This is a genomic window from Candidatus Krumholzibacteriota bacterium, assembly GCA_016931295.1.
Lineage (GTDB): Bacteria > Krumholzibacteriota > Krumholzibacteriia > Krumholzibacteriales > Krumholzibacteriaceae > JAFGEZ01.
Window position 1 is genome coordinate 56,480 of sequence record JAFGEZ010000032.1, and the last position, 19,593, is coordinate 76,072.

The following is a 19,593-nucleotide window of genomic DNA, read 5'->3' on the forward strand; positions in this document are numbered from 1 at the left end:
CGGAGAAACCACCCCTCGCGATCCGCATGATCATCTGATACCGGTCGAAACGCATCGAACGTGGTATTCCGTGAAAGGGGATCGCCATGTCCCGGAAGGTTCTCGTCGCGGCGGCCGTCGCGGCCCTCTCGCTCTGTTTCGTCGTCGTCTCCCTCCTCGTTCTCCTCTCGCGCGGCCGCGGGCCGCTGCTCGGGGCCAAGCTCCGTCTCGGCGCGCTCCTCCTCTCCCTCGGCGCCGTCGCCGTGACGGGGTCGTGCGGCGACAACGAGGCTACCTGTTACGCGCCGGCGATCTCGAACCACGTCGTCGTCGAGGATCCGGAGCAGGAGGTCGACGGCGTCCCGATCGACCTCTCCCAGGGAAACGTCATTCGCTGCCGGATCGAGTCGAGGAGCGGCGACGCATTCTCCTGGCGGATCGCGGACGACTCGCTCGTCGAGATCGACCGCGGCGACATCGAGCCCCTCGACGGGGCGTGGGACGAATCGACCGAGCAGTTCGAGATCGTCATCGACCCGTCGCTCTCGACCGGCGCCTACTGGCTGTGGCTCTACGAGACCGACGCCACGCACCAGCCGACCGATCCCTACGGTTTCTCCTCGATCCGCCTCCTCGTGACGAACGACGGGGGCTGAGGAGATGAGTAGCCGACTCGAACGGATCGTCTTCGAGACGACGCACCGCTGTCCGCTTGATTGTCGTTTCTGCTACGCGATCTGGAAGCGCCCCGGCGCGCCGGCACCGCCGCCGGACGGCTACGCCCGCGCCCGCCGGACGCTCCGGCGGCTCTTCGCCGTCGCCGACATCGAGCACGTCGTCTTCTCCGGCGGGGAGCCCTTCTGCGCGCCGCGTTTCGCCGAGCTCGTCATCTACTGCCGGATGAAGGGGGCCGCGGTGACGATCCTCACGAGCGGCGCGGCCTCGGGACCGCGTGATTACGTCGCGCTCGCCGGCCTCGGCGTCAGGCACTACGAGATCACCCTGCTCGCCCCCGGGGCGGCCGCGCACGACCGACTCACCCGCACCGTGGGCTCGTGGGGGCGGGCCGTCGATGCGATCCGCGGCGTGCGGGCGGCGGGCGGCACGGTCACGGGGGGCGTCGTCGTGACCGCGCTGAACGGCGATCTTCTTCCCGGAACCCTCCGGCTCTTCGCAGAACTCGGCGTGAGGCGCGTCATGCTCAACCGCTTCAACGTCGGCGGGGAGGGGATCCGGCACGAGGCCGAGCTCCAGGCGGGCGCCGCCCGGCTCCGGCGGTTCTTCGGCGAGGCGGACGCCGCCGTCGCCGCTCTCGGCATCCAGGCCACGGCGAACGTCTGCACCCCCGTCTGCGTCCTCGACCCCGGCGACTATCCACACATCCGCTTCTCCTCGTGCCGGCCGCACGTGACCGACCGCGCCTTCACGCTCGACACGGCGGGCGACCTGCGCTTCTGCAACCATTCCCCGGTGGCGGCTGGCAACATCTTCGAGCGGTCGATCGGGGAGATCCTCGACTCGCCCTACATCCGCCGGTGGCGCACGGTCGTGCCGGAGAGCTGCGCGGGCTGCGCCGACTGGCACCGCTGTTACGGCGGCTGCCGCGCCGCCAGCGAGCAGCTCGGCGGATCCATCGAGGACGCCGATCCCCTCTGTTGCACGCTCGAGGCGAACGAACCGCGCCGCGGCGATGGCCTTCCCGGCCGCGCGACCGCCGACTGACCGCCGCCTCCGGCTTCGGGCCTCGTCGGATTTCGCTGGACGGCGCACCGCCGTGTCGCGATACAATGATCCGTGCGGCCCGCGCGCGGAAAGGACGAACCTATGACATCGACACGTTACGGAAGACACGGCCGCTTCGCGGCGGCAGCGCTCGGTATCGCCACCTGCCTCGTCGCCGCGACGGCCGCGCCGGTCTGCGCGGGGTGGGGCGTCTCCTTCGAGACGGGGATCACCTTCGGCGGCTACAACGACGTGCGCATCCCCGGCGACACGGGCACGGACTTCTCCTTCACCGACGACCTCGAGACGGACACCCGCCCCTTCGTCCGGGGCAGGATCACCTGGCAACTCGACCGGCACACCGTCACCCTGCTCGCCGCGCCGCTGCGTCTCGACGCGGCAGGCACGCTCGACCGTGACGTCAGCTTCAACGGCGTGGAGTTACCCGAGAACGCGCTCGTCGAGGGGCGGTACCGCTTCGATTCCTGGCGCGTCACCTGGCGCTACGCGTTCCACAAGAGCGATCGGCTCGAGATCGGCGCCGGCATCACGGCGAAGATCCGCGACGCGGGGATCCGGCTCGCCTGGGGGGGGACGGTGACGGAGAAGACGAACGTCGGCTTCGTTCCCCTCGTCAACGTGCGCCTGCGCTGGACGCCGGACGGGGCCGCGGGATTTCTTTTCGAGGCCGACGCGCTCGCCGCGCCGCAGGGGCGCGCCGAGGACGTGCTTGCCGCGATCCTCTTCGATCTCGGCCCGCGGCGCGCCTTCTACGCGGGCTACCGGCTCCTCGAGGGCGGGGCCGACAACGACGAGGTCTACAACTTCGCACTCATCCACTACGCCGTGGTCGGGGTCGAGATCGGCCTGTAGCGCGGTTGCCCAAACGGGCGAACGACGAAAGGAACGGACATGATGCGCACACTGGCGATCCTGGCGATCGCGATCCTCATCGCCGCGGCACCCGCCGGCGCCGAACCGTGGAAGAAATCGGTGGAGGCCAACCTCACCCTCACGCAGAACGCCTACAGCGACAACTGGGTCGGCGGCGAGACGGGCGCGATCTCGTGGGCCTTCACCTCCGTCTCCCTCTTCGAGAAGCAGCTCGGCGACCTGATGCACAGCGGGAACACACTGAAGCTGCAGTTCGGGCAGACGCACAACCAGGACGTCGAGACGAAGAACTGGAGCCGCCCGGCCAAGTCGACCGACCTCATCGACTTCGAGTCGGTGCTCCGCTTCACGCTCGGGTCGACCGTCGATCCCTACGCCGGCGTGCGGCTCGAGTCGCAGTTCGTCGATCAGAGCGATCGGACGAAGGACCGCTACGTCAACCCGCTCAAGATCACCGAGAGCGCCGGTATCGCCCGCGTTCTCATCGACGAGGAGACGCGCGACCTCGTCATCCGCCTCGGCGGCGCGGCGCGCCAGTTCATCGACCGTGACCGGCTCGACCCGGTTACCCTCGAACGGGCCACCGAGACGACGAACGACCTCGGCCTGCTCTTCGATGCCGAGTTCAAGACGAACCTCGCCGGCGAGCGGATCACCTACGGGTCGAAGCTCACCGCCTTCCAGGCGATCTACTACTCCGAGGCGGACGCGATCTCGGGGCTGCCGAACGAGGATTACTGGAAATCCACCGACGTGAAGTGGGAGAACCTCTTCACCGCCGGGATCACGAAGTACCTCATGGTGAGCCTCTACGTGGAGCTGCTCTACGACAAGGACGTCGACCTGAAGGGGCGCTTCAAGGAGATCCTCGCCCTCGGCGTCACGTACAAGTTCATGTAGGGGAGGGGCGCGATGCGACGGTTCGTGCGATCGGTCGCCGCGGGGCTCCTCGCCGCCCTCGGCCTGTCCGGGTGCGGCGGCGGGGACGCGGTCCGCGTCGTCTTCCTGCACCACAGCACGGGGCGGGTCGTCTGGGACGCCGGCGTGAAGCGCTTCTTCCGCGGCTACCGGACCCCCGACGGGCGCGCCGTGCGCATCGAGGAGCGCGAATTCCCGCGCGAGAAGCCGTACGGCTGGAACAACTACCCCCACGACTACTGGAACATCTGGGTCGCCCACGCGGGCGACGAGCCGTACATGGAGGAGCCGACCCTCGAGATCCTCGCCGCCCGGTACGACGTCGTCGTCCTGAAGCACTGTTTCCCGGTGAGCGCCGTCGAACCCGACACGGATCGGGCCGACGCGGCCTCGCCGGAGAAGCGCCTCGAAAACTACCGGCTCCAGTACGATGCCCTGCGAGACAAGATGCGCTCCTTCCCCGGCACGCGTTTTCTCGTGTGGACGCCGCCGGCCCTCGTCGCCGGCCTGACGGATGCCGGGGAGGCCGCGCGCGCCGACAGCTTCGCCCGGTGGGTGCGCGAGGAATGGGACGAGCCGGGAGACAACATATTCGTCTGGGATTTCCGCCTCCTCGAGACGGAGGGCGGACTGTACCTGAAGGAGGAGAACGCGCGCGGACCGGCGAACTCGCATCCCGCAGAGGCCTTCGCCGCGCGCGTGGCGCCGCTTCTCGGCCGGCGGATCGCCGCCGTGATCGAGGGGCGGGGCGACACATCGAGCACGACGGGAGAGTGATGGACACCGGAGGGTACCCGTTCCGACTCCCTCTCGCCGGGGGGCGGGGCCGGGCCCGCCGCGGGCGGCGGGCGACGGCGGCCCTCGCCGCCGCCCTCGCCGTGGCTCTCGGCGCGTCCGCCCCGCGGGCGCAGCTTCCCGCGCGGGACGGCCCTTTCGTCATCGACCATCGCCAGACCGATCTCCAGGTCCTCTCCCCGGCATGGATCGATTCCGCCCAGGCGCTCGTGCGCATACAGTACGCGCATACCTCCCACGGCGGACAGGTCCCCACCGGCCTCGGACGGATCGCCGACGGCGACGACGCCTTCCGCTACGCCTACGAGAACAACGCCCTTCCCGCCGTGCCAGGCGCGCTGTGCATCTTCAACGGACAGGCGACGGAGACGTACGTCACGCCGGACCTCTACTGGGCGACCGCCGCCGGCATGGCCGAAACGCGCGCCGTGCTCGCCGCCGAGCCGGCGATCGACGTCTCGGTTTTCGCGTGGTGCACCGAGCTCGACAACTACGATGCTGGGGAGGTGGCCGCGTATCTCGACTCGATGAGCGCGCTCGAGGCGACGCATCCCGGCGTCGTCTTCGTCTACATGACGGGGAACGCGCAGGCCACCGGCGAGGCGGGGCGCAACCGGTGGCTCTGTAACGAGACGATCCGGAACTTCTGCCGCGCGGAGAGCCGCGTCCTCTACGACTTCGCCGATCTCGACTGCTGGTGGTACGATTCCCTCGCCGGGGCGTGGTCCTTCTCGTACTACGTCCTCGGCACGGACACGATCCCCGTGGAGCATCCCCGGTTCGTCGGCGACGAGTCGTCGCATACGACCTTCGAGAGCTGCGAACAGAAGGCCCGCGCCTTCTGGCGCCTCGCCGCGGCCCTGGCCGGCTGGCCGGGGGATACGACCGCCGTCCAGCCCGCCACCTGGGGCGGCGTGAAGCGGGACACGGGGGAGGAACGGCTTCGTTGACGGAACCCGGGCGGCGGCGCTATACTGGAATAGATCCCGAACAAGGAGGAAGACGATGCCGGAATGTCACGAGATGAAGAAGGGCCAGATCTGGCGCTGCGAGGACTGCGGACTCGAGCTCGAGGTCGTCGCCGAGTGCAGCGAGTGCGGCGAGGGAAGCGACTGCGCCGCCGAGCCCTGCGAGTTCACCTGCTGCGGCGGACCGCTCACGCTCAAGGAGTAGCCTCGACGAGGGCCGCGAACTCCTCCTCCGAGATCACCGGCACGCCGAGCGTGCGCGCCTTCTCCGCCTTCGAACCGGCCCCCGGCCCCGCGACGACGTAATCGGTCTTCTTGCTGACGCTCTTCGCGGCCCGCCCGCCGAGCTGCTCGACGATGCGGCCTGCCTCCTCGCGCGTGTAGCGTTCGAGCGATCCGGTGAAGACGAACGTCTTCCCCTCGAGGAGGGCCGGTTCGTCGGTCTGCTCGACGGCGAGCACCTCGACGCCGAGCCCGTCTAGCTCGTCGAGGAGCCCGCGCGAGCGCACCGCGCCGAAGAACTCCACCACGCGGCGCGCCACCTCGGGGCCGACCTCGCGCACGGCGAGAAGCGCTTCCTCGTCCGCCGCGGCGATCGCCTCGAGCGTGCCGAAGCGGGCGGCGAGGAGCCGGGCGACGTGCTCGCCGACATTCCTGATCCCCAGCGCGTAGAGGAAGCGGTCGAGGGGGATCCGCTTCGCCTTCTCGAGGGCGGCGAGGAGGCTGTCGGCGGAGGTGTCCCCGAACCCCTCGAGCTCGACGAGATCCTCGCGGCGCAGGCGGAAGAGATCGGCGACGCCGCGGACGAGGCCGCGCTCGACGAACGTCCCCACCGATTTCGTGCCGAGCCCCGTCACGTCCAGGGCGCCGCGCGAGACGAAGTGCTCGATGCCGCGGCGGAGCTGCGCTGGGCAGGCGAGCCCGTTCGGGCAGAAATGGAGCGCGCCCTCCTTTTCCACCGCCGCGCCGCAGGCGGGGCAGCTCGCCGGCATGAGGAAAGGCTCGGCGCGCGTCTCCCCCTCGCGCGGGATGCGCTCGACGACGGCGGGGATGACGTCGCCGGCGCGCTGGATACGCACCGTGTCTCCCGCCCGCACGTCCTTTCGCGTCACCTCGCCGGCGTTGTGGAGCGTGGCGCGGCTCACCGTCACGCCGCTCACGTCCACCGGGCGCAGCAGGGCCACCGGGGTGAGCTTGCCCGTGCGCCCCACCTGCACGACGATCTCCTCGACCGTCGTCACCTCCTTGCGCGGCTCGAACTTCAGGGCGATCGACCAGCGGGGCGAGCGGGAGCGCTCGCCGAGCGCCTCGCGGGCCGCCCGCTCGTCGACGCTGACGACGACGCCGTCGATCTCGAAGGGGAGATCGTCCCGCGTCGCGGCCAGCTCGGCGTGGAAGGCGATCGCCTCCTCGATCGACGGGCAGCGGCGACGGCGCTCGTCCACGCGGAAGCCCCAGGTGGCGAGGAGATCGAGCTCGGCCGCGTGCGTGGCCGGCGCCGGCGCGCCCGAGATGAGCATGATCCCGTAGGCGAAGAAGGTGAGGGGGCGCTCGGCCGTGATCCGCGAGTCGAGCTGCCGGATCGAGCCGGCGGCGGCGTTGCGCGGGTTGGCGAAGGCGTTCTGCCCGAGCTCGGTCATTCGCCGGTTGAGACGGCGGAAGTCGGCGAGCTGCATGAGCGCCTCGCCGCGGACGGCGAGTCGGGGCGGCGCGCCCCCGGCGAGCTGGAGCGGCACCGAGTCGATCGTGCGCGCGTTCGGAGTGACCTCCTCGCCGACCTGGCCGTCGCCGCGGGTGGCGGCTCGCGCGAGCAGCCCCTGCTCGTAGACGAGCTCGAGTGAGAGGCCGTCGAACTTCGGCTCGGCGACATAGTCGACGCGCTCGCGGCCGAGGCCGCGCAGTACGCGGCGGTCGAACTCGCGCGCCTCCTCCGTGTCGACGACCGATTCGAGGCTCAACATCGCCCGCAGGTGCTCGACCTTCGGCAGCTCGCTCCGGGGCGGCGCGCCGACGCGTTGCGTGGGGGAATCGGGGGTGACGAGATCGGGGAATGCCTCCTCGAGCCGGGCGAGCTCGCGGCGGAGCGCGTCGTAGGCGGCATCGGCGATCGTCGGCGCGGCGTCGACGTAGTACCGGCGGTCGTGCTCGCGGATCTTTTTGCGCAGGGCCTCGATGCGCCCGGTGGCCTCGTTCCTGTCCATCGCTCCTCCCGCGGCCGCTGCGGCGGCCGGCGAAAGAGAGTATACAACGAGGCCGGCGGGTTACCCAAGCCGTTCCCGCATTGCGTCGACGTCGAAGTTGAAACGCTCGGCGATGGCGAGGAGATCGGCGGCGGCGGCCAGGTCAGCCTCTCCGGCAAGCGACGCCGTCGCGAGGCGCTCGCGGAATTCCTCGATGAGGGGGTACAGCGCGTTCTGGATGCCGCGGTCGTCGAGCACGAGGCCGATCGTGTCCCCCGCGGCGAGGAAAGAGCGGAGCGCCGCGACGCCGCCGCGGCCGTCGCCGAGCGAGCGGATCGTTTCGGCGACGAGCTCGCTCACGCGGTCGGCGGCGGGGGAGAGGTCGAGCGGGATGCCGCAGTCGGCCGCCTCCCCGGCGATCGCGGCGACGGTGTCGAGACCGGCCGGGCTGAGCGAGCGGTCCCAGGAGGCGAGGGCGCCGGCGAGTTGCGAGGAGAGGACGGCGCGCGACGTGGCGAGCAGGGAGTCGGGCGGCTCGATCGATGCGCGGTGAAGCAGCCGCAGCAGGTCGCGGTTCTCCTCGTAGACGCCGGCGAACCGTTCCACGAGGACGTCCATGCGGCGGCGGGTCAGGTGGCGGAGGGCGCGCAGGCGCTCTTCCGCGGAGAGGTGGCGCAGAAGGAATCGCCGGCCGCCGAAGGCGTCGAGGGCCGCCCGCGGCGATCCGCCCGCCGCCGGCGCCGTTTCCCCGAGGATCGTCGCCGCCGCCGGCGTCTCCTCGCCGTCCTGGAGAAGCCGGAGCCGGCATTCGATGGACGGGAGAGACTCGGCGAGCAGGAGGTACGCCCATCGGCTCCGCTCGAGCGTGATCGACGAGCGGAGCTCGACCGTTCCGGCCACGAGGCGGTCATCGCCGACGGCCTGCGCGGACGTGTCGATCGGGAGGATGTCGTGGTTGAAGAGGCGACTCGCCTCGTTTAAACCGAAGAGGTCGGCGAGGATCGCGTGATGCCCGACGACGTCGGCCGCGCCCACGCGGGCCCCGTCGCGCGCCCTGCGGTAGACGTCGGCACCCGTCCCCGCGCGCGACACGTTGCTCTGCGCACGGGCCAGCTCGTCGAGGAGGACCGCCTCGAGATGCTCGCGGTGCCGCTCGCCGGCCAGCTCGATCGCGCGGGCCGCGTAGCGCAGGATCTGGATCGTCTCGATCCCCGAGATGTCGTTGAAGAACCATCCGCACGAGGTGAACATCAGCATCGCGTGCCGCTGCATCTCGAGCAGCGCGAGGGCGCGCGAACGCTCGTCGTCGTTCAGCGGGCGCACGGCGCGCTCGTCGACGAAGCGCGCCGCGTGTTCCGGCGACCGGTCGAGGAGGAGATCGATGTACTCGTCGCGGGCCTGCCACGGATCGGCGAGGAGCCCGGCTGCCTCGGAGGAGAAGATGCCGCCGAGGAAATCGCGGAGCCGGTCGAGACCCCGGCGCAGCGGCGCGCGCCACCGCTGGTTCCAGCCGGGGGATGCCCCGGTGTTGCAGCCGCAATCCTCCTTCCAGCGCCCGACGCCGTGCGAGCAGGACCACGCCGTCCCCTCGCCGTCGCGCCCCGGCTTGAGACGCACCTCCCAGGCGGTCTCGTGCTCGTCGAGGTAGCGGCCGAAGTTGACCAGCTCGATCCCGCGCTCGGCGGCGGCATGCTCGACGAGGTAGGAGAGGGCCATATCGGCGAAGGGCTCGTGGTGGCCGTAGACCTCGCCGTCGGTGGCGACGACGACGAGGTCGCCGCCCGTACGCGCGTAGGCGGCGTCGACGGCGTCGGCGAAGCGGTCGCCGTTGCGCAGGAGGTGGTTGAAGCTCACGTCGGTGGCGAGCGGCGCGTCGTAGAAGAAGACGTCGACCGAGGGCCCGCGCCGCGTTCCGCCGGCGAAGCAGCGGTAGGCCCGCCCCGTGGGGATCGATCCGTCGGCAACCTCCTTCCATCGGCCGCCGCGCCCGAGGGGGCGGATCGACAGCGCCTGGTAGGGGGAGAGGACGACGAAGCGGAAACCGTGTGCGGCGACGAGTTCGAGGGTCGTATCGTTGATCGCCGTCTCGGGAAGCCAGATCCCCTCGGGAGAGCGGCCGAAGCGGCGCTCGAAGTCGCGGACGCCCCAGCGGAGCTGCGTCTCCTGGTCGCGCCGGCAGGCGAGGGGCATGATGACGTGTCCCCATGCCTGCGCGATCGCGTTGCCGTGCCCGCCGTTCGCCTCCGCGCTCGCCCGGTCCGCCTCGGCGATCCGCCGGAGGAGGTCGGGGTGGTTCGCCTCGATCCACGAGAAAAGCGTCGGGCCGAAGTTGAAGGAGATGCGGCGGTAGTTGTCCACGATGGAGGTGATCCGGCCGTAGCCGTCGAGACGGCGCGAGACGGTGTTCGGCTCGTAGCACTCGGCTGCGATCTTTTCGTTCCAGTCTTGCCAGGGCGCGGCCCCCTCCTGGCGGTCGATCCGCTCGGTCCACGGGTTCTCCCGCGGCGGCTGGTAGAAATGGCCGTGGATCACGAGGAAGCGTCTGCCGTCGCCGCGCTCCATCGGCCTACGCCTCCCGGTAGACCCGGTAGTCGATGTCGGGGAAGATGTTGTCCCGCGTCTCCACCTCGGCGAGCCACCCCTCGTTGACGCGTCCGCCGAGGATGTCCTCGTAGAGCCGGTTGAAACGGGCCACGTGATCCATCGTGCGCTTGCGGGCGTACTCGACCATCGTCCCCGTCTTCATGATGAAGGCCCAGTCGCTGCTCTGGGCGAGCAGGAGCTCGCGGGCCGCCTGGTTGAGCGCCCGGCGCATGAGCCCCTCCGCCTGGGGGGCGCGGCCGGCCAGCTCGACCATGCGGTCGGCGGCCATGTGCAGGTGCGGGTAGATCCAGTCGTTGCTTCCCTCGAGCCAGACCTCGCAGTAGCCCTTGTGTCCCCACGAGGACATCGAGGGGGAGACAACCTGGAGCTTCGGGTGCCGCTCGAGGTACTCGCTCGGCGTGATCGGCTCGATCGTCTCCTGGTCGAAGTGGAGCTTGCGGAAGAGGAACTCGAGCCACTCGGGCCCCTCGTACCACCAGTGCCCGAAGAGCTCGGCGTCGTAGGGGGAGACGACGATCGGCCGGACGCCGAGGAGGCCGTTCAGCCACTCCACCTGCTTCTCGCGGTTGAACATGAAGTTCCCCGCGTGCATCGCGGCCTTCTCGCGGGCGTAGGCGGGCCGGTAGGGCGCCTTGCCCTCGCCGGGGCCGGTGATCCGGTAGTACTTGATCCCGAGGTTGATCCGGTTGCCGTCTGGATGGAGGTAGGGCCGGATGTAGTCGTAGTCGAGATCGAAGCCCACGTCGCGGTAGAACTCGCGGTACTCGTAGTCGCCGGGGTAGCCCTCGTGCGCGCTCCAGACCTGCTTGGAGGATTCCATGTCGCGGCCGAAGGCGGCGACGGCCGACGGGCACCAGACCGGGGCGAACACGCCGTAGCGCGGGCGAGGCGAGCCGAAGAGGATCCCGTGCGTGTCGGTGAAGAAGTAGCGGATCCCCGCCTCCTTGAGGATCTCGTCCACGCCGGGGGCGTAGCCGCACTCGGGGAGCCAGATCCCGCGCGGGCGGCGGCCGAAGTGCTTCTCGTAGTGGTCGGCGGCGATCAGCACCTGCGCGCGGGCCGCCGTCCGGTTGGGCATGAGCGGGAGGAAGCCGTGCGTGGCGCCGCAGGTGATCACCTCGACCACGCCGAGATCCTGGAAGCGGCGGAAGGCCGGGACGATCCGGCTGTTGTAGCGCTCGAGGTAGATCTGCCGCGCGCGCGTCAGCTTCCAGTGGTACATCAGCGCCAGCTCGTGGAACTCGGGCATCCAGCGGGTCCGCTCAATCTCCCTGGCGGCGAGGTCGATGAGCTTGTTGAGATGGCGCAGGTAGCGGTACTGGAGGAGCGGGTCGCTCATCATCGAGAGGAGGGTCGGCGTGAGCGACATCGTCACGCGGAAGTCGACGCCCTCCTCGACGAGGCGGTCGAAGGCCTCGACGATGGGGATGTAGGTCTCCGTCATCGCCTCGAAGAACCAGTCCTCCTCGAGGAACTCCTCGTACTCGGGATGCCGCACGTAGGGCAGGTGCGTGTGCAGCACCATCGACAGGTAGCCCTTCGGGTCCCTCTTCATCGGATCACCGGCGCTTTCTCCTTCGACTTCTTGCGGACCGCCGTGTCGATCGCGCGCTCCTCGACGCCGTCGCCGGATGTGGCGACGACGGGAAGGTCGATCGCGCCGTCGGGAAGGGCGAAGCGCAGCGAGAAGGTGCCGTCGCCGCGGAGGGCGATCTCCTCGCCCTGCACCGTGACGCGGGCGTCGGGCTCGGTGGCCCCGTAGAGGATCAGCTCGGTGGCCACCCACAGCCGGAAGGCGCGTTTCCTTGCGGGTCCGGGCATGGCGCCGCTGCCGAGGCTCGAGACGGCCCCCGATCCCATCTGCTCGAGGAGGCGGCGCTCGATCTGCTCGCGCATCTCGCCGGAGGCGCCGGGGCGGGCCGCGTCGAAGCCGCCGGAGGCGGCGACGATGCGCCGGAACTCCTCGTCGGGGACCATCCAGCGGTCGTCGACGACGTCGCTCACGCCGGCGCGCGGCGTCTCGATGTCGCCGGAGATCGCGATCTCCTCGAAACGGCCGTCCGGGCCGAGGAGGCCGATCGCGATCCGGTAGTGCCGGCCGGGATCGACGTTGAGGTACCAGTTGCGCGCCCCGCCGGCAAGCTCGACGTCGGCGTGGGTCGTCGGGCCGGGGCCCCGGTCGAAAACGCGCAGGATCATGCGGCACCGCGGCCGGTCGTCGCCGAAGCGCGTCTCCGCCTCGGCGAGGGCCGCCGGGGCGATCTCCCAGTAGGCGAAGAGCCAGTGGGGGTCGCGGACCATCGCGACGATCCGCGTGCTCCCGTACGTCTCGGGTACGCGCGTGGCCTCGACGGGGGGCATCGCGCGCTCCTCGGCGCCGAGGTAGTACTTGCTCGCCACGGCTTTCTCGCGGATCGTCCGGCGGCCGGGTTCCGCCTCGCGCGCGGCGGGCTTCGCCGCCCGCTTCCGCTTCGCGACGGTCGCGCGTTTCGGCGCGGCCTTCCTCGCGGCCGCCTTCGTCGCCGCGGTTTTCTTCGCGGCGGCCTTCTTCGGCGCCGCCTTCGCCCCGCCTGGCTTCTTCTTCGCCGCAGCGGCCTTCTTTTCCGCCGGTGTCGCGGGCGCCGCCTTCCCCGTTGCCGCGGCCTGTTTCGGCTTCGCCGCCGCCTTCGCGCCGGCGAGCATCTCGACGAGGGCGTCCTTGCGCATCCGCGCGGTCCCCCCGAGACCGCGCCGGCGCGCGAGGGCGACGAGCTCGTCCTTCGTCATCCGCTTCAGTTCGTCCCTGTTCATCGCTGCTCTCCTTTCTCCCGTGTACACAATGAAAGGGCCGCCGGCCTGTTCTGTCAAGGCCAAAGCGCCGGGCTGCACGCGCCCCGGACGGACAGAGGGGAGACGAGGGAAGGACCCGTGCGGCACAGCGCCGCGAATCGTTCCTAATCCGTTGATCGACAATGGAATGGTTGCACATTCCACCCATCGGTGCTACAATAGTGCGGTAGCGGCTGGATGTCTGCACCGGTGTGCGACGTCGGCGCGGCGTCCGGCCGGCGGCCCGTGCCGCCGGCCGGTCCCCACCCCCTGCCCTCTTCTCACTCCCGTGCACATTCGTTTTTTACAGGAGGATCCGTCCGTTCCGGCCGGCAAGCCGCGGCATGCGGGGCTTCGCCCGTGGAGGGGGATCGCGATGAGGCTCACCGTCACCCTGATCGTATCATGCTGCCTGCTCCTCGCAACGACCGGCCCCGCGCCGGCGCGCGAAGCCGCCCCGGAGACGCGCCGGATCGTCCGGTACATCCCGCCCGACGCCTTCGCCGGGATGGCTGTTTCCGACGCCGCGGCGGCCGATCGCCCGGCGCTCGGCGCGTGGTACCGGGAGTACACGAACGTCTTCTTCGATTTCGAGAGCGGCTGGCAGGGGTGGACGCGCGTCGACGGCACGGCGCAGCCCGACACCTTCTGGCACGTCGAGGACTACCTCGAGCCGGCCCTCGCCGGGTTCCCCGGCCCGCTCCAGGGGGAGAAGTCGGCGTGGTGCGGCGCCATCGGAGGCGCCGACGAGTACACCTGCGGCTGGGCCGCCGCCCCCGGCTACGGCAACGGGTGGGACCAGCGGCTCGTGTCGGACAAGTTCTTCGTGGACGGCCCCGTGTGGATCTCCTTCACGGGCGCGGTCGACTGCGAGGAGGGCTTCGAACGGCTCGCCCTCGAGTACGACGCCGGGCTCGGCGTGTGGGAGGAGATCGAAGGCTGGGACGGCGAGCAGGCGCTGCCGTCGGTCACGCTCGCCGTGCCCGTGCCGCTCGCGGCCACGAAGCTCCGCTTCCGCTTCACCTCCGACGGCGCCTGGAGCGACCAGGACGGGCTCTGGGACACGGACGGCGCCGCCCACATCGACAGCATCTCCGTGTGGGACGACGACGAACTCGTCCACTACGAGGACTTCGAGGGATACGCCGACGGCGCGCTCCCCGACGGCTTCTGGCGGGCCGACGTCAAGGAGCCCTTCGGGACGTACTCGGGTCTCGTGGCGAATCTCCAGGACGCCGACCCCTGCAGCGACAACCTCTCGCGGCAGGTCGTCTTCTTCGTCGGTTCCGGCGTGCCGAGCGACGAGTTCCCCGGTCTCTTCGACACCCCCTTCTGCGCGGGCGGGGGCGGGATCGAGACCCCCTGCCAGCAGGAGGGGATCGTCTCACCGCCGATCGACATCACGCGATATTCCTCCGCGGGCGGCGGGACGCAGGACGCGGCGATCCCCGCGGGCGAGCTCGCGTGGATGGGCGGACTCCGCCTCGAGTTCGACTGGTACAAGGACCTGCCCTACGGCAACCTCGTCTTCGCCAACTGGATGATCCGCGCCGTCGAGAACGGGTGTCCCCGCCCCTGGGAGGACTTCGGATTCGGCTACGGGGGCTCCGATCGCAGCGTCCAGCACGCCGTCTTCGAGGTCGGCGGCCTCGTCGGCGACGCCGACACGGTCCAGGTGATCCTCGAAGCGCTGGACATGTGCGCCTCGTGGTACCTGGTCTACGGCAATTGCGCCGAGCACACCACCTCGCCCTACTACGACAACGTGCGGCTCGTCCGGTACACCCGGCGCGGCCCCCAGTGGAGCTGGCGCGACCTGGATCTCTTCCAGGACAACTTCCCCGGCACGGACGACCTGGAAGGCTGGGTGCGCGCCGACGCGGCGAACGACATGCGGCCCTGCGACGATCCCGTTGTCGATCCGGGCGACACGGCCGTCGTCACCTGCGACTCGCCTCTCGGCGGGGGGATCGACACGACGGGAGACGGCTGGCCGGCCGTCTACTGCCACGTGAGGTGCGCGTACGTCGGCGATCCGCTCTCTCCGAAACCCGCCCTCGCCGGGCCGTTGCTCGCCGGCTCGTACGGGCGCTACGTTTCCGACAACGGCGCGTGGACCGTGCTCCAGTGCGACTTCGCCAGAACGGGCAACTGGAACGTCGTCCCCGGCCGGTACGCGATCGACCTGAACGATTCGCTCTTCACCCGCGGCTACCTGGTGGAGTACTACTTCTCGGCCACGGACCGGGCGGGGGAGACGACGACCCTCCCGGCCGATGCGGAGGATCTTGCGGCGAGCCGCTACCCGAAGTGTTCCCCGTTCTTCGAGTTCACCTGCCTGCCCACGCTGACCACCGACATCCTCTACGTCGACGACTTCCATGGCATCGGCTCGCGGGCGGGCGTCGTCGAGGACTTTTTCGACGACACCTTCGCCGCGATGTCCGAGGAGACCTTCCCCGACCGCTACGACGTGAACTCCCCGTCGTCCCTCGTCGGCAACAGCCTCGCCTCGCGCGCGCGGCTGGCGCATCTCCTCGCCGCCTACCGGGCGATCGTCTGGGACGGGGGCATCCTGTCGGACGGTGTCATCTGCGACGGCACGATGGACAGCGAGAAGAGCGACGACGCCGGGCTCCTCGTCGGCTTCCTCGACAACGTCGCCGACGATTACGCCGGCCTCTGGGTGCTCGGCGACAACGCGGCATACGATCTTTCCAATTCCCCGTCGCCCGTCGCCGCCGAGCTCCTCGCCGACTGGTGCGGCGTCTCGCTCGCGGGCGACAGCTACTTCGACCTCACCGGCGGGCTCGAGGGGGGCGGCGTCGTCGTGCCGGAGATCGTCGGGACCGACGACGCGTTCAACCCCCTCTGGCATACGACGTGGCGGGACAGCGTCTACTGCTTCGGGGGCTGCCCGATCCTGAACGATTTCGACGTCCTCGAGCCGACGGGACCGGGGCTCGCCTCCTTCGACTACCCCGAGCATGGCGGCGCGATCCACGCCGCCGGGATCCGCGCGGAGCGGGTCAACTCGCGGGGGGCGACGGTCCGCACGATGTGGTTCGGCTTCAGCTGGATGTTCCTGCGCGAGATCGAGGGGGGGAGCCCGATGATGCGCACGATCGTCTACCGAGACGTCATGCGCGGCTGGCTCAACGCGGGCGACAGCCCCGCCGACATCACCGGCGACGACGATGCACCGCCGCCGGCGACGACCCTCGGCCGGGCCTGGCCGAACCCCTTCAACCCGGTGACGACGATTTCCTTCTCGCTCCACGAGCGGGGACGGGCGCGCCTCAGGATCTACGACGCCGCCGGGCGGCTCGTGCGCACCCTGGTCGACGAGGTGCGTCCCGCCGGCACGTACGAGGCGCGCTGGGACGGGCGGAACGCCGGCGGGCGCGATGCGGCGAGCGGCGTCTACTTCTGCCGCTTCGAGGCGCCGGGCTACGAGAAGACGGTGAAGACGGTCTTGCTGCGCTGACGATTCCCCCGGGGAAATCGTCCAACGCGGGTCGTCCCACGGAGACGAGGAGGAGACCCATCACGCGGGCGTCCCCTGTCGCTCCGGTGCGAGGGGGGGGTGCGCACACAAGGGGGACCGTATGAGACGAGCAATCGCTGCGCTCGCCGTCTGCACGCTGACCCTGCTCGCCGCGGGCGCGTCGGGACGCGAGACGATCCGGCGCCCGCTGCCCTACCGGCCGGTCTACGAGGAGGAGATCGACTACGCCGCGATTCCCGGTTGGGAGGAGGGGCTGCCGCCGCTCGAGACGGCGATGACGCGCACCGAGTACGTCCTCGTATATTTCGACTTCGAGCCGATGGACTGGCAGGGCTGGACGCAGGTCGACTTTTCCGCGCAGGTTGACACCTTCTGGCACGTCGAGGACTACCTCGAGCCGGAACTCGCCGGCCTCCCCGGCCCCCTCGAGGGAACGAAGTCCCTCTGGTGCGGGGTGGCGCCGGGAAACGACGCCTACACCTGCTCGTGGGTGAGCGCGCCGGGGTACGGCAACAACTGGGACCAGGCCTTCTCGATGTGGAGCCCCTACAAGTACTTCGGCGAGGTGACGGTCTCGTTCCGGGCCGTCGTCGACACCGAGCCGGGCATCGACCGGCTCGCCCTCGAGTACGACGGCGGGAACGGAACCTGGGAGGAGGCCCTGAGCTTCTCCGGCTCGGTCGACACGGTGGCGAGCGCCACCTTCTTCCCCGGCCGCTGCGGCACGAAGCTCCGCTTCCGCTTCACCTCCGACGGCGCCTGGAGCGACCAGGACGGACTCTGGCCGACGCGAGGCGCCGCGCATATCGACTCGATCACCGTCTCCGACTTCGAGGGGCAGTCCTTCTACGAGGACTTCGAGTCGGCCCCCGACGGGGCGACGAGCGTCGGTCCCTGGCACGGCGACGTCCAGCCTCCGTTCGGCACCTACGGCGGCCTGTACAGCAATCTCTTCTACGATGACGATCCCTGCTACGACAATTTCGGAACGCAGATCGTCTTCTTCATCGGCGCCCCCTACCCGAGCGACGAGATACCCGGCCTCTTCGATACGCCGTACTGCTACGGGCCCGGCAACATCGAGCCCCCCTGCCAGGACGAGGGGGTCGTCTCGCCCCCGATCGACCTCGCGATGTACTCGTCCGACAGGAGGGAGAACCAGGACACGCCGATCCCCGGCGAAGAGATCGCCGGGCTCGGCGGGCTCGCCATGAGCTACGACTGGCTCCCGCCCGCCATGGGCAACCTCGTCTACTGGCACTGGGCGGTTCGCGAGATCAACGACGGCTGCCCGGGAATCTGGAAGACGGACAATTTCGTCTACTTCTACTGGGACACGCGCTACCACCGGGCCACCCGCGACCTCTCCACCTTCGTCGACCTCGCCGCGTGCGACACGATCCAGGTGATGCTCGGCGTCGTCGACATGTGCGCCTGGTGGTATCCGCAGTACGGCAGCTGTTCCGATCACACTCCGGCCCCGTGGTACGACAACGTCGAGATCGTCCGCTACGGCACGTCGGGACCGCAGTGGTCGTACCGCGACGTCGATCTCTTCCAGGACAACTTCCCCGGCGAGGAGTTCAACCTCGAGAGCTGGGTGCGGATCGACGCGGCGCTCGACCTGCGCCCCGCCGGCGATCCCGCGATCGATCCGGGGGACTCGGCCGTCGTCTCCTGCTGGTCGCCGACCGGCGGGGGAATCGACTCGACCGGCGACGGTTGGCCCACGGTCTACTGCAACGTCCTCTGCACGTACATCGGCGATCCCCTGTCGCCGAAACCCGACCTCGCCGGGCCCGCTCTCGCCGGCTCATGCGGCCGCTACGTCTCCGACGACGGCACGTGGACCGTCCTCCAGTGCGACTACGCGCGCGCGGGCGGCAGCGTCGCCGCCGACCGGTTTTCGATCGATCTCGCCGACTCGCTCTTCACGCGCGGCTACCAGATCGAGTACTACTTCTCGGCGGTCGATCATGACGGCGTCGAGACGACCTGCCCCGAGTGGGCGCGGGCCGGCTACTGGCGGCGCGAGCGGATGTTCGAGGTCACCTGCCTGCCGACGCTGGCGAGCGACATCCTCTACGTGAACGACTTCCACGGTCGCGGCCTCGTGATGGGCGCGCCGTACTACTACTGGGAGACCGCGTTCCACGCCGTCCTGCCGGCGGATAACCAGCCCGACCGCTACGACGTCAACGGGCCGAGCATGCTCGTCTCGAACGGCCCCGGGAGCCGGGCGAGGAACTTCCATCTCACCCGGGCCTACCGGACCCTCGTCTGGGACGGCGGCAACCTCTCCGACGGCGTCGTCACCGCCGGCACGGTGCCGTGGGGCGACAAGAGCAACGACGCGCAGGCCCTCATCGACTGGATGGAGTTTTCCGATCACGGCGTCGGGCTCTGGCTCCTCGGCGACGACCTGGCGGCCGATCTCGAGGCGAATCCCGCCTCGGCGGCCCTCGCGCTCCTCTGCGCCTACTGCGGCGCGGCGCTCGAGAGGGGCAGCTACTTCGAGCTTTCCGGCGGCCCCGGCGGGTTCGTCGACGGGGGCACGGCGAGCCCGCTCGTCAAAGCGGTCGACTCGTGGAGCAATCCCTTCTGGCACGCGACGTGGGGGGACAGCTTCTACGTCTTCGGCGGGTGCCCGGTGATCAACGGGTTCGACGTGTTCGAGACGGTGGGGGCCGGCGAATACTCCCTCGCCTACCCCGACTACGCCGGCGTGCCCCGCTACGCGGGGATCCACTCGGTGGGCGTCAACGACTGCGGCTACGACATCCGGACGATCCTCTGCGGCTTCTCGATGATGTACACCCGTGACGCCGAGGTGGGCGTGCCGCCGGTGCGTCACCGGATCGTCGGCGACGCCTTCTCCTTCTTCGGGCAGGATCTCAACACCGACATCACCGGCGGCGACGACGCGCCGCCGCCGGCGACGGCCCTCGGGCGGGCCTGGCCGAACCCCTTCAACCCGGTGACGACGATCCCCTTCTCGCTCCGGGCGGCGGGGCTCGTGCGGCTCAGGATCTACGACGTGGCCGGGCGGCTCGTGCGCACGCTGGTGAACGAGGTGCGGGAGGCGGGACGCTACGAGGCGCGCTGGGACGGCAGGAACGACGGCGGGCGGCAGGCGGCGAGCGGCGTCTACTTCTGCCGCTTCGAGGCGCCGGGCTACGAGAAGACGGTGAAGACGGTCATGCTGCGCTGACGGCGT

Annotated in this window: 13 protein-coding genes; 9 read left to right on the plus strand and 4 right to left on the minus strand. The window is 70.1% G+C overall.

Going from position 1 to position 19,593, the window contains the following annotated elements; genetic code table 11:
- The first annotated feature begins 86 nt into the window (after nucleotides 1-86).
- The 7 genes from JW876_08180 (at nucleotide 87) to JW876_08210 (ending at nucleotide 5,481) form a co-directional block, all read left to right on the plus strand.
- Nucleotides 87-635 carry a hypothetical protein gene (locus JW876_08180; protein MBN1885483.1) on the plus strand — a complete coding sequence of 183 codons (549 nt, stop codon included), beginning with the start codon at nucleotides 87-89 and terminating at the stop codon, nucleotides 633-635.
- Between the two features lie 4 nt (nucleotides 636-639).
- Complete coding sequence (locus JW876_08185; protein MBN1885484.1) at nucleotides 640-1,701, plus strand: radical SAM protein; 1,062 nt, start codon at nucleotides 640-642, stop codon at nucleotides 1,699-1,701.
- Between the two features lie 102 nt (nucleotides 1,702-1,803).
- Complete coding sequence (locus JW876_08190) at nucleotides 1,804-2,574, plus strand: hypothetical protein (protein MBN1885485.1); 771 nt, start codon at nucleotides 1,804-1,806, stop codon at nucleotides 2,572-2,574.
- A 39-nt stretch (nucleotides 2,575-2,613) separates the two neighbouring features.
- Entirely contained in the window at nucleotides 2,614-3,495 is an 882-nt protein-coding gene (locus JW876_08195) for a DUF3078 domain-containing protein (protein ID MBN1885486.1), read from the plus strand.
- 12 nt (nucleotides 3,496-3,507) lie between these two features.
- A complete protein-coding gene (locus JW876_08200; GenBank protein MBN1885487.1) occupies nucleotides 3,508-4,290 on the plus strand; it encodes a hypothetical protein in 783 nt (260 codons plus the stop codon).
- Entirely contained in the window at nucleotides 4,290-5,258 is a 969-nt protein-coding gene (locus JW876_08205; protein MBN1885488.1) for a hypothetical protein, read from the plus strand. Before JW876_08200 ends, JW876_08205 begins: the two co-directional genes overlap by 1 nt.
- 55 nt (nucleotides 5,259-5,313) lie before the next feature.
- A complete protein-coding gene (locus JW876_08210) occupies nucleotides 5,314-5,481 on the plus strand; it encodes a hypothetical protein (GenBank protein MBN1885489.1) in 168 nt (55 codons plus the stop codon).
- On the opposite strand, the gene ligA is transcribed toward JW876_08210, so the two are convergent.
- The 4 genes from ligA to JW876_08230 are packed head-to-tail and all read right to left on the minus strand — an operon-like array spanning nucleotide 5,471 to nucleotide 12,850.
- A complete protein-coding gene (ligA, locus tag JW876_08215) occupies nucleotides 5,471-7,477 on the minus strand; it encodes an NAD-dependent DNA ligase LigA (protein ID MBN1885490.1) in 2,007 nt (668 codons plus the stop codon). The two genes, JW876_08210 and ligA, sit on opposite strands and share 11 nt — an antisense overlap.
- Nucleotides 7,478-7,537: 60 nt before the next feature.
- Nucleotides 7,538-10,018, minus strand: a complete 2,481-nt coding sequence (locus JW876_08220) for a DUF3536 domain-containing protein (protein ID MBN1885491.1) — start codon at nucleotides 10,016-10,018, stop codon at nucleotides 7,538-7,540.
- A 4-nt stretch (nucleotides 10,019-10,022) separates the two neighbouring features.
- Nucleotides 10,023-11,615 carry a DUF1957 domain-containing protein gene (locus JW876_08225; GenBank protein ID MBN1885492.1) on the minus strand — a complete coding sequence of 531 codons (1,593 nt, stop codon included), beginning with the start codon at nucleotides 11,613-11,615 and terminating at the stop codon, nucleotides 10,023-10,025.
- Nucleotides 11,612-12,850: a DUF4912 domain-containing protein gene (locus JW876_08230; protein MBN1885493.1), complete on the minus strand. Its 1,239-nt coding sequence runs from the start codon at nucleotides 12,848-12,850 to the stop codon at nucleotides 11,612-11,614. The genes JW876_08225 and JW876_08230 overlap by 4 nt, the downstream gene beginning before the upstream one ends.
- Before the next feature lie 394 nt (nucleotides 12,851-13,244).
- On the opposite strand from JW876_08230, the gene JW876_08235 reads away from it, so the two are divergent.
- Nucleotides 13,245-16,355, plus strand: a complete 3,111-nt coding sequence (locus JW876_08235) for a hypothetical protein (GenBank protein ID MBN1885494.1) — start codon at nucleotides 13,245-13,247, stop codon at nucleotides 16,353-16,355.
- 121 nt (nucleotides 16,356-16,476) lie between these two features.
- Nucleotides 16,477-19,587, plus strand: coding sequence for a hypothetical protein (locus JW876_08240; protein MBN1885495.1), 3,111 nt, complete (start codon nucleotides 16,477-16,479; stop codon nucleotides 19,585-19,587).
- The last annotated feature ends 6 nt before the right edge of the window (nucleotides 19,588-19,593 follow it).

Excerpts from the sequence above, each read along its gene's own strand:
- JW876_08195 (MBN1885486.1), top strand. The coding sequence starts at position 2,614 with ATGATGCGCACACTGGCGATCCTGGCGATCGCGATCCTCATCGCCGCG.
- JW876_08185 (MBN1885484.1), top strand. The coding sequence starts at position 640 with ATGAGTAGCCGACTCGAACGGATCGTCTTCGAGACGACGCACCGCTGT.
- JW876_08180 (MBN1885483.1), top strand. The coding sequence starts at position 87 with ATGTCCCGGAAGGTTCTCGTCGCGGCGGCCGTCGCGGCCCTCTCGCTC.
- JW876_08230 (MBN1885493.1), bottom strand. The coding sequence starts at position 12,850 with ATGAACAGGGACGAACTGAAGCGGATGACGAAGGACGAGCTCGTCGCC.
- JW876_08235 (MBN1885494.1), top strand. The coding sequence starts at position 13,245 with ATGAGGCTCACCGTCACCCTGATCGTATCATGCTGCCTGCTCCTCGCA.
- JW876_08240 (MBN1885495.1), top strand. The coding sequence starts at position 16,477 with ATGAGACGAGCAATCGCTGCGCTCGCCGTCTGCACGCTGACCCTGCTC.
- ligA (MBN1885490.1), bottom strand. The coding sequence starts at position 7,477 with ATGGACAGGAACGAGGCCACCGGGCGCATCGAGGCCCTGCGCAAAAAG.
- JW876_08220 (MBN1885491.1), bottom strand. The coding sequence starts at position 10,018 with ATGGAGCGCGGCGACGGCAGACGCTTCCTCGTGATCCACGGCCATTTC.
- JW876_08210 (MBN1885489.1), top strand. The coding sequence starts at position 5,314 with ATGCCGGAATGTCACGAGATGAAGAAGGGCCAGATCTGGCGCTGCGAG.
- JW876_08205 (MBN1885488.1), top strand. The coding sequence starts at position 4,290 with ATGGACACCGGAGGGTACCCGTTCCGACTCCCTCTCGCCGGGGGGCGG.
- JW876_08200 (MBN1885487.1), top strand. The coding sequence starts at position 3,508 with ATGCGACGGTTCGTGCGATCGGTCGCCGCGGGGCTCCTCGCCGCCCTC.
- JW876_08190 (MBN1885485.1), top strand. The coding sequence starts at position 1,804 with ATGACATCGACACGTTACGGAAGACACGGCCGCTTCGCGGCGGCAGCG.
- JW876_08225 (MBN1885492.1), bottom strand. The coding sequence starts at position 11,615 with ATGAAGAGGGACCCGAAGGGCTACCTGTCGATGGTGCTGCACACGCAC.